This is a genomic window from Enterococcus mundtii (genome assembly GCF_002947535.1).
Classification (GTDB): Bacteria; Bacillota; Bacilli; order Lactobacillales; family Enterococcaceae; genus Enterococcus_B; species Enterococcus_B mundtii_B.
On record NZ_PUAP01000005.1, the window covers coordinates 1 to 276 of the forward strand.

Consider the following 276-nt stretch of genomic DNA (forward strand, 5'->3'; position numbering starts at 1 on the left):
GGTTCTGTTGCAAAGTTTTAAATAAAGAATAAAATCCCTTACGGTATCTATGATTTAAGCTGGGATTCCCAATAATACCTTGATTTCAGTACAGACCGAAAACCCGAAGAGAGTGCCTTCTTTTCGGGTTTTCTTATATAATCCTAGAATGTCTTCCATGCCTTTAATCGTGGTAGAGGCAGTGCGTAAACTTCGATAGAATTTATTGCGTCTCTTTACTGGACGATGGTCTTGTTCAATCAAATTATTCAGGTACTTAATGGTACGATGTTCTGT

At 37.3% G+C, this 276-nt stretch carries 1 protein-coding gene; it reads right to left on the reverse strand.

Annotation, left to right across the window (positions count from 1 at the left end):
- Window positions 1-54: 54 nt before the first annotated feature.
- Window positions 55-276, reverse strand: a 222-nt coding sequence (locus tag CUS89_RS01805; RefSeq protein WP_146103401.1) for a DDE-type integrase/transposase/recombinase, incomplete at its 5' end; no start/stop codon positions are given.